General features: G+C 65.3%; 10 protein-coding genes. 8 read left to right on the top strand and 2 right to left on the bottom strand.

Features of this window, described 5'->3' with window-relative positions; all coding sequences use genetic code 11:
• Positions 1-149 precede the first annotated feature (149 nt).
• Positions 150-1,214, bottom strand: coding sequence for a branched-chain amino acid aminotransferase (locus Q0K23_RS04695; RefSeq protein ID WP_294518424.1), 1,065 nt, complete (start codon positions 1,212-1,214; stop codon positions 150-152).
• A 296-nt stretch (positions 1,215-1,510) separates the two neighbouring features.
• On the opposite strand from Q0K23_RS04695, the gene Q0K23_RS04690 reads away from it, so the two are divergent.
• The 7 genes from Q0K23_RS04690 (at position 1,511) to ftsH (ending at position 10,552) form a co-directional block, all read left to right on the top strand.
• Positions 1,511-3,502 (top strand): DHH family phosphoesterase, encoded by a 1,992-nt coding sequence (locus tag Q0K23_RS04690; RefSeq protein ID WP_294518421.1) that lies wholly within the window; start codon positions 1,511-1,513, stop codon positions 3,500-3,502.
• 4 nt (positions 3,503-3,506) lie between these two features.
• Positions 3,507-4,265 carry a hypothetical protein gene (locus Q0K23_RS04685; protein ID WP_294518418.1) on the top strand — a complete coding sequence of 253 codons (759 nt, stop codon included), beginning with the start codon at positions 3,507-3,509 and terminating at the stop codon, positions 4,263-4,265.
• A gap of 29 nt (positions 4,266-4,294) precedes the next feature.
• On the top strand, positions 4,295-4,741 hold the full coding sequence (gene rplI, locus Q0K23_RS04680) for a 50S ribosomal protein L9 (RefSeq protein WP_294518415.1): 447 nt from the start codon (positions 4,295-4,297) through the stop codon (positions 4,739-4,741).
• Between the two features lie 308 nt (positions 4,742-5,049).
• Positions 5,050-6,399 carry a replicative DNA helicase gene (gene dnaB, locus Q0K23_RS04675; RefSeq protein ID WP_294518412.1) on the top strand — a complete coding sequence of 450 codons (1,350 nt, stop codon included), beginning with the start codon at positions 5,050-5,052 and terminating at the stop codon, positions 6,397-6,399.
• A 116-nt stretch (positions 6,400-6,515) separates the two neighbouring features.
• Complete coding sequence (gene tilS / locus Q0K23_RS04670) at positions 6,516-7,898, top strand: tRNA lysidine(34) synthetase TilS (protein WP_294518409.1); 1,383 nt, start codon at positions 6,516-6,518, stop codon at positions 7,896-7,898.
• A 6-nt stretch (positions 7,899-7,904) separates the two neighbouring features.
• Positions 7,905-8,453, top strand: a complete 549-nt coding sequence (gene hpt, locus Q0K23_RS04665) for a hypoxanthine phosphoribosyltransferase (protein WP_294518406.1) — start codon at positions 7,905-7,907, stop codon at positions 8,451-8,453.
• A gap of 98 nt (positions 8,454-8,551) precedes the next feature.
• The gene (gene ftsH, locus Q0K23_RS04660; RefSeq protein WP_294518403.1) at positions 8,552-10,552 is read left to right on the top strand and encodes an ATP-dependent zinc metalloprotease FtsH; all 2,001 of its coding nucleotides are present in this window, start codon (positions 8,552-8,554) and stop codon (positions 10,550-10,552) included.
• Positions 10,553-10,845: 293 nt separating this feature from the next.
• Here ftsH and Q0K23_RS04655 read toward each other — a convergent pair whose 3' ends face one another.
• Complete coding sequence (locus tag Q0K23_RS04655) at positions 10,846-11,751, bottom strand: AraC family transcriptional regulator (RefSeq protein WP_294518400.1); 906 nt, start codon at positions 11,749-11,751, stop codon at positions 10,846-10,848.
• A 257-nt stretch (positions 11,752-12,008) separates the two neighbouring features.
• Between Q0K23_RS04655 and Q0K23_RS04650 the strand changes: the two genes are divergently transcribed.
• Positions 12,009-13,949: an FAD-dependent oxidoreductase gene (locus Q0K23_RS04650; RefSeq protein ID WP_294518397.1), complete on the top strand. Its 1,941-nt coding sequence runs from the start codon at positions 12,009-12,011 to the stop codon at positions 13,947-13,949.
• The last annotated feature ends 175 nt before the right edge of the window (positions 13,950-14,124 follow it).

The raw sequence follows: 14,124 nt of genomic DNA, 5'->3' as shown, positions 1-14,124 counted from the left end.
TCCCCCTCATCCGTCTGGCCTGCGGCCAGCCACCTTCCCCCCAGGGGGAAGGCTTTGGGGCATGTCCACAATTTGCGCGAAACATGTGGAAAACCTCCGCGGACTCCATGGTCCGCGGAGGTTTTCTGTCGTTTATTCGTTTATCAGGCTCAGAGCTTGACCACCCAGCCGTGGGGGTCGGGAATGGTGCCCCACTGGATGCCGGTAAGGGTGTCGTACAGCTTCTGGGTGACGGGGCCGATCTTGCCGCCGTTGACCACGGTGTGCTTGTCCTCCCAGCCCATCTCGCCGATGGGGGACACCACAGCGGCGGTGCCGGTGCCCCAGGCCTCGTCCAGCTTGCCCTCGGCGGCGGCGTCAAAGAGCTCCTGGGCGGTGATGAGCCGCTCCTGGACGGGATAGCCCCAGTCCCGCAGCAGCTGCAGGCAGGAGCGGCGGGTGATGCCGGGCAGCACGGAGCCGGTGAGCTCGGGGGTGATGACCTCGCCGTCCACCTTGAACATGACGTTCATGGAGCCCACTTCCTCGATGTACTTCCGGTGGACGCCGTCCAGCCACAGAACCTGGGCGTAGCCCTGGCCCTCGGCCCGCTCGCCGGCCCGGATGGAGGCGGCGTAGTTGCCGCCGCACTTGGTGTAGCCGGTGCCGCCGCGGACGGCGCGGACATCCTCGCTCTCCACGTAGATGCGCACCGGGTTGATGCCCTCGGCGTAGTAGGCGCCCACGGGGCAGCAGATGACGCAGAACAGATAGGTGTGGGAGGCGTGGACGCCCAGGCTAGCGTCAGTGGCGATGATGAAGGGGCGGATATACAGAGAGGTGCCCGGCTCGCTGGGCACCCAGTCGGACTCGGTCTTGACCAGGGCCTTGATGCCGTCCAGGGCCAGGGCTTCGGGCAGCTTGGGGATGCACAGGCGCTCGCAGGAGTCGTTCATCCGGCGGACATTGTCCATGGGCCGGAACAGCTGCACGCCGCCCTCGGGGTTGCGGTAGGCCTTCATGCCCTCAAAGACCTCCTGGGCGTAGTGGAACACCATGGCGGAGGGCTCCAGGGAGATGGGGGCGTAGGGGACGATGCGCCCGTCATGCCAGCCCTGGTCGGGGTTGTAGTTCATCAGGAACATGTAGTCGGTAAAGACCTTGCCGAAGGACAGAGTCTTGGGGTCGGGCTTGGGCTTGAGCTGAGCGGCCCGGGTGATGGGAAATTCATGCATGGAGACGGCCTCCTTACGTGATTGAGAGATATGGGATACCCATTAGTATAGCAGTCGGACGGGATGGCCGCAAGTGGGGACGGACACCCGGGCTGTTTGCCTTATTATGGCACGGCGGATGGGGGAAGAATGTAACGTGAGATACAATTTCCACGGGAAAAGGGAATGCGGGGGCGTTTTTTTGCCCCGCCCGGCCTGAATCCGGCCGACGATGTGGCTGCCGCACTTGTATTGAAAAGTTTTTTTTGATATAATAATCTCTCTCATTATGTGCTGTGTGCCGAGGTGAGGACGCCATGAAAAAGAAAAACAAGCTCAGCCATCTGCTGGAGCCCAGCCTGCGGCTCTATTTCATCGCCCTGGTGTGCTTCACCGTGGCCTCCGCCTTCTTCAACTTGTACCTGGGGATCGCCGAGGCGGTGGTGGTGCTCATGCTCTACGCCTACTTCCGCCGGGCCAACACCCTGCGCCGCCGGGAGATCCTCAAGTATATCGACAACGTCACCTGCAACATCGACGTGGCCACCAAGGACACCATGGTCAACGCCCCCCTGCCCATGGTCATCTTCAAGCCGGAGACCGACGAGGTCATCTGGTCCAACGAGCGCTTTCTCCAGCTCACCGGCGAGCGGGAGCACCTGTTCGACACCAAGCTGTCCGCCGCAGTGCCCGACTTCACCTCCCGCTGGCTCATGGAGGGCAAGAGCCAGTGCCCCAACGAGGTGCGCATTGGGGACAAGCGCTTTCTGGTGTATGGCCACCTGGTGCGCACCGACGATCGGGGCCACCAGAGCTTCCTGGCCACCACCTACTGGGTGGATGTGACCGAGTTCTCCAATGTGAAGGAGGAGTTTTACGACTCCCGGCCCGTGGTGGCCATCCTGCTGCTGGACAACTACGAGGAGATTTTGAAGGGCCTGTCGGACAACGCCAGCTCCGCCCTGCTCAGCGAGATCAACGCCCGGCTGGACGAGTGGGTGGCCCCCGCCGGGGGCATCTTCTGCCGCTACAACCGGGACCACTACCTGTTCCTCTTTGAGGAGCGGCACCTCCAGGCCTACCAGGACGGGAAATACTCCGTGCTGGACGCGGTCCACGCCATTACCAGCCCCAACGGCATCCCCGCCACGCTGTCCATCGGCATCGGCAAGGACGCCGACAGCCTGGAGGAGCTGTTCCAGTTCGCCAACCTATCCATCGACATGGCCCTCTCCCGGGGCGGCGACCAGGCGGTGGTGAAGAACAAGTTCACCTTTGAGTTCTACGGCGGCCGGTCCAAGGAGACCGAGAAGCGCACCAAGGTGAAGAGCCGGGTCATGGCCAACGCCCTGGCTGAGCTCATCAGCTCCGCGTCCATGGTGTTCATCATGGGCCACAAGTACCCCGATCTGGACTGTATGGGCGCGGCGTCCGGCGTCATGGCCCTGTGCCGGAAGCGGGGCGTGCCCGCCCATATCATCAAGGAGAGCGGCCAGAACCCGGCCAGCGGCATGGCCGAGCGGCTCTCCGCCCTGCCCGAGTACCGGGACGCCTTCCTCTCCGCCCAGGACGCCCTCATCATGGCCGACGCCAACGCCCTGCTGGTGGTGGTGGACACCAACCGGCCCGAGCAGGTGTCCGCCCAGGAGGTGCTGCTCTCCTGCAACAAGGTGGCGGTCATCGACCACCACCGCCGGGCGGCCACCTACATCGCCAACGCCGCCCTCAACTTCCACGAGCCCTACGCCTCCTCCGCCAGCGAGCTGGTCACCGAGCTCATCCAGTACGCCATGGAGCCCGCCGACCTGCTGCGGGCCGAGGCGGAGGCCCTGCTGGCCGGCATCGTGCTGGACACCAAGCAGTTCACCATGCGCACCGGCGGCCGCACCTTTGAGGCGGCGGCCTACCTGCGCCGGGCCGGGGCGGACACCGGCGACGTGAAGAAGCTCTTCCAGAACGACCTGGAGGGCACCATCGCCAAGTACGACATCATCCAGAACGCCAAGATGTACCGCAACAACATCGCCGTGGCCCGGGTGGACCACACCGTGGGCCGGGTCACCGCCGCCCAGGCCGCCGACGAGCTGCTGAACATCGCGGGCATCGACGCGTCCTTTGTCCTCTTCCCCGACGGAGAGCGGGTCATCATCTCGGCCCGCAGCATGGGGGACACCAACGTCCAGGTGGTGCTGGAAAAGCTGGGGGGCGGCGGCAACGCGGCCACCGCCGGCGCCCAGGTGCCCGGCACCCTGGACCAGGTCACACGGAACCTGATCCGGTCCATTGACCAGTATTTTGAGGATGAGTGACGGAATGATGAAAAAGCTGATTCCCCTGCTGCTGCTGGCGCTCCTTCTCACCGCCTGCAGCGGCCAGACGGCCGAAAGCAGCACCCAGTCCCCCGGGCCTGAGCCCACCCAGTCCACCCCGTCCGCTTCGACCGGGTCCGGCCTGGTGGCGGCGGAGGAGCCCCCCATTCTGGACTGGATGGCCGACCAGCCGGTGCCCGGCTTTTTGGACGAGGAACAGCGGGACCTGTTCCTGCGGGCGTACAGCGCCGCCAATTTCCTCATGGGCTGCTCCACCGGCAATGTGGAGGAATATCCCCTGGCCGACGGCACCATGCCCCAGCGGGGCGAGTATGAGAAGCTGACCCTGGACAACGGCTGGACCTACCTGGTGGCCCAGGGGCGGTACGCCCGCTGGGCTGACTTCGAGGCCATGATGGACAGCGTCTTTACGCCGGAATACCAAGAGGAGCTGCTGTACCAGGAGGACGGCGACGGGGAGCGCATCCCCGTCTTTACCGAGACCCCGGACGGCGGGATGTGCTTTATCCAGGCCGACCGGGGAAGCGACACGGAGTACGACTGGGCTGACATGCCGGACACCTACGAGCTGGTGAGCATGAGCGACGACGCGGTGGAGTTCAGTCTGATCGGCCACTACGCCGTTCTGGGCGAAGATGGCGGAGAGATAGCCGTGCAGGGGATCATCACCAGAGAATATCCCATCCGTATGGAGCGTACCGCCGACGGTTGGCGTGTGGCGGAGTTCCATTTGCCATATTAAGAGCATATATCAGAAAGGAACGATACGATATGAAGGTTATTTTACAGCAGGACGTGAAGGGTCAGGGCAAGAAGGGACAGATGATCGAGGCCAGCGACGGCTACGCCCGCAACTTCCTTCTGCCCCGGAAGCTGGCCGTGGTGGCCACGGCGGAGAATATCAACACCATGAAGATGCAGGAGAAGGCCAAGAAGGCCCAGGAGGCCGCCGAGAAGGCCGAGGCCCAGGCCACCGCCGAGAAGCTCTCCGGCATCACCGTGAAGGTGCCCGCCAAGGGCGGCAACGGCGGCCGGCTCTTCGGCGCCGTCACCTCCAAGGAGATCTCCGACTGCCTCAAGGAGCAGTTCGGCCTGGACATCGCCAAGACCAAGATCGTCCAGGAGGAGCCCATCAAGGCCTTCGGCGGCTACAAGCTGAAGGTCAAGCTGGGCTATGAGATCACCGGTACCCTCAGCGTCATGGTGGTGGAGGCGTAAAGACTGCCCCAGGACAGCCCAAAGGGACACCCCTTCCCTCATCCGCCCCATTTGGGGGCACCTTCTCCCAGAGGGGGAAGGCTTAGGGCGCTTCCCATAGGCTTCCCCCACTGGGGGAAGCTGTCGAGCGTCAGCGAGACTGATGAGGGAAACTGTGACGGTCGCTGAGGAATTTCCCCTCATCCGTCATTTGCTGCGCAAATGCCACCTTCCCCCAGAGGGGGAAGGCTTTGGGGTGCCCCCTTCCCCCGGGAAGGCTTTTGTCCCGCGACAGAAAAGCGTTTGATTTTTACCCAGGAGGTGAGAATATGGATGAGGCGCTGCTGACCCGGCAGATGCCCCACTCGGTGGAGGCGGAGCAGGCAGTGCTGGGGTCCATGCTCATCGACTCCCGATGCGTGCCCGAGGTGGTGGAGGAGCTGCGGGGCGAGGACTTCTACCTGCGGCAGAACCGGGAGATCTACGAGACCATCTACTCCATGTTCAACTTCTCTCTGACCATCGACCCGGTGACCGTGCTGGACCATATGCGCCAGAACGGCGTGTACGATGAGAACACCTCCCGCAGCTACCTGCTCCAGCTCATGGAGATCACCCCCACGGCGGCCAACGTGAAGGAGTACGTGGCCATCGTGAAGGACAAGTCCCTGCTGCGGCGCATCGCCGAGACGGCGGGAGATCTGACCGCCCTCATCCAGGAGGGCACCGGCACGGCCCAGGAGGTGCTGGAGGCGGCGGAGCAGCGGATCTACGCCATCCGCCAGGGCCGCGGCGCCCAGGGCCTGGAGCACATCTCCACGGTCATCCTCAGCGTGTACGAGCGGCTCAACGAGCTGGCCGCCCAGGACAGCGAGGTGCCCGGCCTGTCCACCGGCATGCCCGACGTGGACCGGGCCATCGCCGGACTGAACAAGTCCGACCTGATCCTGCTGGCCGCCCGTCCCGGCATGGGCAAGACCTCCTTCGCCCTCAACGTGCTGCTCCACGCGGGCAAGTTCTCGGGCAAGACGGTGGTCTTCTTCTCCCTGGAGATGAGCCGGGAACAGCTGGCCATGCGCCTGATCTCCGGCGAGAGCTTTGTGGACAACAAGAAGCTGGTCACCGGCCGGCTCACCGAGGAGGACTGGACCAAGATCGCCGCCGCCTCGGCCGCCCTCAACCGGACCCAGATCCTCATCGACGACAACCCGGCCCTGTCCGTGGCCGACATGAACGCCAAGTGCCGCCGGGTGGACAACCTGGGCCTGGTGGTCATCGACTACCTCCAGCTGATGACCTCCGCCGGCGGACCCCAGCGCAGCAGCAACGAGAACCGGCAGCAGATCGTCTCCGACATCTCCCGGGCCCTGAAGATCATGGCCAAGGAGCTCAACGTGCCGGTGGTCTGCCTGTCCCAGCTCTCCCGCGGCCCCGAGAGCCGCAGCGACAAGCGCCCCATGCTCTCCGACCTGCGTGAGTCGGGCGCCATCGAGCAGGACGCCGATATCGTCATGTTCCTCTACCGGGACGACTACTACAACGACAACGACGAGAACCACAACCTGGCCGAGTGCATCATCGCCAAGAACCGCCACGGCGAGACCGGCACGGTGGAGCTCCAGTGGCTGCCCGAGTACACCACCTTCTCCTCCATCGACCGGCGGCACCAGGAGTACTGAGCGTCCGAGCCGTCATGCGCAGCCCGGATGGAGCGGAGCGGCGGCGAGAGGTGTTTTTGGGGAAATGAATTCCCCCAAAAACAGAGCTTTTTGCCTGGACCCCATAAGGAGACTTTATGACAGACGCCCTCAACACCCTTGCAACGGAATACGACATGCTCCCACGGGGGGGCACGGTGTTGTGCGCCGTGTCCGGGGGCGCCGACTCGGTGTACCTGCTCCACCGGCTTTGGCTGCTGCGGGACATCCTGGGCTTTACCCTGGTCGCCGCCCACTACAACCACTGCCTCCGGGGCGCGGAGTCGGAACGGGACGAGGCCTTTGTCCGGGACTTTGTGGCCAAGTGGTGCGGTCCCCAGCGCTTTGACGGCCCCCATGGGGCGCACACCCTGCCCGCCGTGGAGCTGGTGGTGGGCCGGGGCGATGTGGCCGGCGAGGCCGCCCGGCAGGGCCGGGGGCTGGAGGAGACCGCCCGGGACATGCGGTACGCCTTCCTGCGGGATACGGCCCGGCGTCTGGGCTGTGACCGCATCGCCACCGCCCACACCGCCGACGACAACGCCGAGACCCTGCTGCTCCACCTGATCCGGGGCACCGGGCTCCAGGGCCTGGCGGGCATCGCCCCACGGCGGGGGGATCTGGTGCGGCCCATGCTCACCACCACCCGCCGGGAGGTGGAGGAGTACCTGACCCTGTACGGCATCCCCCACGTGGAGGACAGCTCCAATTCCGATGAGCGCTTCACCCGCAACCGCATCCGCCGCCAGGTGGTGCCCCTGCTGGAGGAGCTCAACCCGGGCTTTGTCCGCCGCATGGCGGACACCACCCGCTATCTGCGCTCGGATAACGACTTTCTCAACGCCCAGGCCGCCCAGGTGTGCGCCCACGCCCGGTGGGCGGAGGACGACCTGGTCATCGAGGCCCGCTACCTGGCCGACGCCCCCGCCGCCATCGCCCCACGGGCCGCCCGGCGGCTGCTGGAGATGATGGGGGACGGGGACACGGACTGCTCCGCCGCCCACCTGGAGGCCATTGTGGACCTGTGCCGGGGGGACGACCCGTCGGCGGTGGCCTTCCTGCCGGGCGGCAGGCTGGCCCAGCGGGTGTACGGTGAGCTGCTCCTCACTACCCGGGACGACCCCCGTCCTCCCTTTGAGCCGGTGACCCCGGTGAGGGGGGAGAACCCGATTCCGGGCACGGACTGGAAGCTGGTGCTGGAGGAGGACCCGTGGCCGGGGCTGGTGATCCGCCCCCGGCGGCAGGGCGACGAGCTGACCCGGCCCGGCCGGAAGAGCCGGACGGTGAAAAAGCTGATGATCGACGAAAAAATCCCCCGGCGGGACCGGGAACGGGTCCCAGTGGCCGCGGACGGGGACGGCGTCATCGCCGTGGCCGGGCTGGGCGGCAACGCCCGGCACCCACGTTTCGGCGCGGCCCTCCGGTTCATCCGGCGGGAGAGAACAGACACCACCACAGAAACAGAAAGAATGGAAGGATGAGCGACTATGCTGGAACAGGACATTGAACGGGTACTTTTTTCTGAGGAAGAGCTGGATAAGCGGGTGAGCGAGATCGCCGCCGAAATCAACCGGGACTACGCCGGGAAGGAGCCTATGCTCATCTCGGTGCTGCGGGGTTCCTTTGTGTTTATGGCCGACCTGACCCGGAAGATCGAGGTGCCCTGCACCATCGACTTCATGTCCGTGTCCTCCTACGGCAAGGGCACCACCTCCACCGGTCAGGTGCAGATCACCAAAGACCTGTCCGACGACATCGAGGGCAAGGACATCATCGTGGTGGAGGACATTCTGGACTCGGGCAACACCCTGTCCTACCTGATGGAGCTGCTCCGGGCCCGGAAGCCGGCGTCCATGAAGCTGTGCACCCTGCTGGATAAGCCTGACCGCCGGGTGAAGGAGGTCCACGTGGACTACAGCGGCTTCGCCATCCCCGACGAGTTCGTGGTGGGCTACGGCCTGGACTATGCCGAGAAGTACCGCAACCTGCCCTACATCGGCATCCTCAAGCCCCGGGTGTACGGCGGCGAGGGCTGAGCGCCCCCGTCCATCCCGGCCTTCCGGCGGCGTATCATAAGCTGTGAAATGAAACGGGCCCGCCCTCAACGGGCGCCCCGTGGAGGGAGAGGTCCGTATTGAAGAAGAAAATTTCCGGCCGCGACCTGGTGTTCTACCTGTTCATTTTCCTCATTTTGCTCTCCACCGTCTACGCGCTGATGGGGCTGAACGCGGGAAAAGCGGTCTACTACTCTGAGATCCACGACCTGCTGGACAACCAGCAGGTCAAGACCCTGCAGGTCAAGGACGACGTGGTGACCATGGAGCTGTGGGAGCCCTACCAGGGCAGCTATACGGTCAGCTACAAGCTGCCCAGCTTTGACCTGTTCTACCAGGACTTCAACGACACCATTGTCAAGCAGCACGCCAACGGCATCATCCAGGCCTTTGACTACCCGGCGGGCTTCCGTCTGCCCGCCTGGGCCAGCGCCCTGCTGCCCACGCTGGTGATCGTGGTGGTGTTCTTCGCCATGTGGTACATCATGTTCCAGCGGCAGGCCGGGGGCGGCGGCGGCGCCGACAAGACCAGCCGGTACTCCCGGGCCCGCACCCGCACCGTCTCCGACGAGGGCAAGAAGGTCACCTTTGCCGATGTGGCCGGCGCCGACGAGGAGAAGGAGGAGCTGCGGGAGGTGGTGGAGTTCCTGCGGGACCCCAAGCGCTTCCTGGCCCTGGGCGCCCGCATCCCCAAGGGCATCCTGCTGGTGGGCCCTCCGGGCACCGGCAAGACCCTGCTGGCCAAGGCCGTGGCCGGTGAGGCCGGGGTCCACTTCCTGTCCATCTCCGGCTCCGACTTTGTGGAGCTGTACGTGGGCGTGGGCGCCAGCCGTGTCCGGGACCTGTTTGACCAGGCCAAGAAGAACGCCCCCGCCATCGTGTTCATCGACGAGATCGACGCTGTGGGCCGCCAGAGAGGCACCGGCCTGGGCGGCGGCCACGACGAGCGGGAGCAGACGCTCAACCAGCTGCTGGTGGAGATGGACGGCTTTGCCGCCAACGAGGGGGTCATCGTCATGGCCGCCACCAACCGGCAGGACATTCTGGACCCCGCTCTCCTGCGCCCCGGCCGGTTTGACCGGCAGATCTACGTGGGCGCCCCCGACATCAAGGGCCGGGAGGAGATCCTGAAGATCCACGCCCGCAACAAGCCTCTGGCCGAGGACGTGGACCTGAAGGACGTGGCCAGGGCCACCGGCGGCTTCACCGGCGCGGACCTGGAGAACCTGATGAACGAGGCCGCCCTGCTGGCCGCCCGCCGGGGGGAGCGGTTCATCACCAAGCCCGACCTCCACGAGGCGGTCATCAAGGTCATCGCCGGGCCGGAGAAGAAGAGCCGGGTGGTCATCGAGCGGGAGCGGAAGCTCACCGCCTACCACGAGGCGGGCCACGCCGTGGTCAGCCACGCCCTGGAGACCGCCGACCCGGTCCACCAGATCACCATTGTGCCCCGGGGCCGTGCCGGCGGCATGACCATCTCCCTGCCCCAGGAGGACAAGAGCTTCCTCTCCCGCACCGAGCTGGAGGAGCGCATCGCCTCCCTGCTGGGCGGCCGGGTGGCCGAGCAGCTGGTGCTGGGGGACATCTCCACCGGCGCGGGCAACGACCTGCAGCGGGCCTCCGCCATCGCCCGCAACATGGTCATGCGGTACGGCATGAGCGATAAGCTGGGCAGCGTGGTCTTTGACTCGGGCCACGACGAGATCTTCATCGGCCGCTCCATGGCCCAGGCCAAGAGCTACTCCGAGGAGACCGCTGACCTGATCGACCAGGAGGTCAAGGCCATCATCGACAAGGCCTACGCCCGGTGCAGGGATATCCTCACCCGGCAGCGGGAGCAGCTGGAGCTGACCGCCCAGTACCTGCTGGAGAACGAGACCATGGACGCCGCTGACTTCGAGCTGGTCTTCACCGACCCGGACGCCCTCCGGGAGGAGGACGGCAGCATCAAGAGCCGTGTGGAGGACGTGCCCTCCATCCGCCGCCAGCGGAGCGAGCTGACCCCTGAGGGCAGGCGGGTGTCTCCCGGGGACATCGACGTGCCCGCCCCCGACGAGGGCAAGCCCGAGGACAAGAAGTAAGAACTACACATATCGCAAAACAGCGGGACATCCGGAGTTATCCGGATGTCCCGCTTAGCATATTGAAAAATTTCTGTTCAAACGCGCTGGAGTGAATTGCGGCGGGGGAGCTCGAGGGGGCGGCCGCCCGCCTCGAATGGGATTGAATGCCCCGCAATGCCTTGCGGCGCAAGGCTTGCGGAGAGCGGAGCGAGGACTTTTGGGCCGCTGTGCGGGACAAAAGTACCGGCATTTTTGAAGGCTGCGGAAAAAGTCCAAGAACTTTTTCCGCAGCCTGAACGGGACATCCGGAGTTATCCGGATGTCCCGCTGTTTTTGTCCGCCAGTTCGGGCGGCCCCGACTTGGACTTGCCCAGGCGGCGGCGGTACTGGGAGGGGGTACAGCCGTACTCCGCCTTGAACCGGCGGAGGAAATAGCTCTTCTCCCGGAAGCCCAGGGACTGGCTGATGTCCTGCACCGCCCGGTCGGTGTGCTCCAGGGCCCAGAGGGCCTGTTCCATGCGGATGTGATAGAGCTTCTGGCTGAAGGTCTCGCCGGTGACCCGGCGGAAATAGGCGGAGAGGTAGCTGGGGTTGTAGTTGAACCGGCGGGCCAGATCGGTCAGGGTGACGGTGTCGTAGTGGTCGCCCATATACTTGAGCAGCTGGCCGAAGGGGTTGTCCCGCAGCATGGTGGAGCGGCTCACCGAGAGATGGCTCTGAAATCCCCGCTGGAGCAGGGTGAAGAGCTGGACCGTGCCGCAGTGGAGCAGCTTGGGGGTGAAGCTGTCCCCGGTGAGCAGCTCCCGGCACAGGGCCAGGGCACAGCCCCACACCGGGTCCCCGGACCGGTAATCAAAGCAGAGGAACTCCTCCTCCGGGTCCTCCAGGCGCATCAGGTCGAACAGGATGCGGCAGTCGGCCAGCTGGCTGAAGAACAGCCCGTCGAAAAAGGCCGCGGGATAGCGCAGGGCCAGCACCCGGCCCTCCTCCACCTGGTAGCCCCTCCGGCTGCGCAGCAGCAGAAAGCTGCCCGGCGTCAGGGGGATGGTCCGCTTGCTCCTCAGGCGCAGCCGCACGCTCTCCGGGGTGAACAGCAGCAGAAAGTGGCCCCCGGGGTGCTCCCCCGGCCCCTCGGCCTCCAGGGTCACGCCCCCGGCCTGGACCGGTCCCGCCGCCAGCCCCGCCAAAACCAGATTCCACGCTCCACGCTGCGCCATGGACCAATTCCCTCCCCTGTTCCAGGTTTCTCCGCCTGTTATTATACTGTTTTTTGCCCCCGGGCCACAAGAGCGACCGGGAAGAAATCCAAAAATAAGACACTTTTGGCACAAGATACGTCAATTGTTGGGGGAATGTGGATGTGATAATCTTTTAACGAACACCGGGCGGCAGGGGAACGCACCTGCCGTTTGCCCGGGCGGGCAGGCCGGAGAGGTATTCCGGCAGGGCCCATGCTGCAAGGAGGATATGGAACATGAGAGGAACCATCAAAAAACTGCTGTCCCTTGTGCTGTGCGGCGCCATGCTGGCGGCCGTGCTGGGGGGCTGCACCAACCAGGAGACGGAGACCACCCCCTCTGTCTCCCCCAGCGCCAGTGAGGAGGTCTCCCAGTCTCCCGCCGGCGGCGTGACCGACGGCACCTACACCGGCACCGCCGAGGGCTTCGGCGGCGAGGTGAGCGTGACCATCACCGTGTCCGGCGGCGCCATCACCGCCGTGGACGCCGCAGGCGACAGCGAGACCGAGGACGTGGGCCGGGCCACCCTGCCCGACCTGGCCCAGCAGATCCTGGACGCCCAGAGCGCCGACATTGACGGCGTGTCCGGCGCCACCGTCACCAGCGAGGCCGTCATGGCCGCCGCCAAGGACGCCATGGCCCAGGCCGGCATGTCCGTGGAGGAGGAAGCGGCCCCCGCCGGTGAGGACGAGGAGGTCACCGCCGACGTGCTGGTCATCGGCATGGGCGCCTCCGGCACCATGGCCGCCCTCAGCGCCGCTGAGGCGGGCGCCACTGTGGTGGGCGTGGAGAGCACCGGCGTGCTGGGCGGCATGGGCAACGCAGCCCAGGGCATGTTCGCCATCGGCACCTCCCTCCAGTACGAGCGGTACGGCGACGATCTGGGCTCCGACGAGGAGTACTGGTACGAGAAGCTGATGGACCAGAGCAACCAGCTGGCCAACGCCCAGCTCATCCGCACTTTTGTCAGCGAGGCCAAGAACACGGTGGAGTACCTGCTGGACAAGGGCGTGAAGGTCTACCTGTCCAAGACCGCCCAGCAGATCGCCCACTTTGACGAGACCATCATCTACCACCGCTGGAACAACGCCGCCCCCTTCACCTACCTGGGCCAGGCCCTGGACGACAACGGCGTGGACATCCGCTACAACACCACCGCCACCAGCCTGCTCACCGATGACAGCGGCGCGGTGACCGGCGCCGTGTGCACCAAGGAGGACGGCGGCACCCTGACCGTCAACGCCGGCGCGGTGATCGTCTCCACCGGCAGCTTCGCCGGCAACGAGGAGATGATGCGCCAGGCCCTGGGCGACAAGGTGTATGACACCGTCAACGTCATCGGCGGCAACGACGGCTCCGGCCTGCAGATGATGTACGACGTGGGCGCCGCCCAGGGCGAGCTGCTCACCATGAACCACGGCGTGGGCACCAAGACCGCCGACATCGAGGTGGCCGAGCAGCTGACCCTGAACACCCCCATCCTGTGGGTCAACCACCTGGGCGAGCGGTTCATGAACGAGGACCTGCTGAAGGACACCGTGGAGTTCTCCAGCGCCGTGCTGGCCCAGGGCGGCTACGCCTACACCATTGTGGACCAGGCCACCGTGGACCGCTGGTGCGACAGCTCCTATGAGAACACCGGCACCTGGGTCCACTACTGGGACCGCTTCGGCATCATCGGCGAGGACGGCGAGCGGACCATCTACCACGCCATCGTGGACCCGGAGGTCTTTGCCAGCGACTTTGAGAAGCTGACCGAGAGCGGCGACGGCAAGGTGTGCCAGACCCTGGACGAGGTGGCCGAGTTCATCGGCTGTGACGCCGACACCCTGAAGGACACCGTGTCCCGCTACAACACCTACGTGGCCAGCGGCGACGACGAGGAGTTCTTCAAGAGCGCTGAGAGCCTGGTCTACTCCGTGGAGGAGGGCCCCTTCTACGTCACCAAGGGCTACAACGCCGTGCTGGGCGCCCTGGGCGGCGTAAACGTGACCAAGGAGCTCCAGGTGGTGGATGACGACATGAACCCCATCCCCGGCCTGTACGCCACCGGCAACAACTGCAGCGGCGTCAGCGTGGCCGCCTACGTCAACGTGGAGGGCGTGGGCCTGGGCTTCGCTCTGACCTCCGGCCGTCTGGCCGGCGCCAACGCGGCTGCCGCCGTGCTGGGCCAGTAACCAGCCTCTTTCCCCGATTTTTTTTCGCTCCCCGGACGGGATTTCCGTCCGGGGAGTTTTTTCGCCCAGGAGAATAAAAGTCCGGTTTATAGGACTTGTTATTTGCTATACTGTGCACGTAAGGACAGGAGAGACAGCCCGCCAAGGCGGGGCAGACAGAAAGGAGCGTCCGGTT

This window comes from uncultured Pseudoflavonifractor sp., from assembly GCF_944387275.1.
In the GTDB taxonomy this organism is placed as follows: Bacteria; Bacillota; Clostridia; order Oscillospirales; family Oscillospiraceae; genus Pseudoflavonifractor; species Pseudoflavonifractor intestinihominis.
The sequence above is the reverse complement of the archived record's forward strand: the minus strand, read 5'-3'. Positions and strand labels throughout refer to the sequence as shown.